This window comes from Herbaspirillum sp. FG34, from assembly GCF_057809315.1.
This window is the reverse complement of the sequence record NZ_JBMDJS010000065.1, coordinates 1-352: the sequence shown is the minus strand read 5'-3', so window position 1 is coordinate 352 and position 352 is coordinate 1. Positions and strand designations below refer to the sequence as shown.

The window sequence follows — 352 nt, the reverse complement described above, 5'->3', positions numbered from 1 at the left end:
AGGTCAGCCAGCGCATAAGCCAAGTCATGCACCAGGCCCAGCGGGCGACCGCCGATGGCACGCTGGCGCATTGCCACCACCTGCGGCTCGTAATCGGCAAGCTCCTCTTCGGCCTTCTTCAGATAGCCGCTGATGTCCGGCGCCTTCTTCGACAGTTCTTGCAGCTCGGCGCGGCGCTGCTTGGCCTGCGCCTGGGCATTGTGCTTTGCGCGCGCCTCCCCGATCTGGCCATTGATCTTGTCGATTTCTTGGCGCACCTTGGCAACGTCTTCGGCGGTGTGCGCCACAGCCGGCACGGTCGGCTTCTCAGCCTTCCAGCCCTCACTGGCCACGCCGCCCCAGTTTGCGCCGG

1 protein-coding gene is annotated in these 352 nt (G+C 65.6%); it reads right to left on the bottom strand.

Going from position 1 to position 352, the window contains the following annotated elements; genetic code table 11:
- Nucleotides 1-352: hypothetical protein (locus ACODSZ_RS23180; protein ID WP_488928657.1), on the bottom strand; the 352-nt coding region annotated here is incomplete at both ends.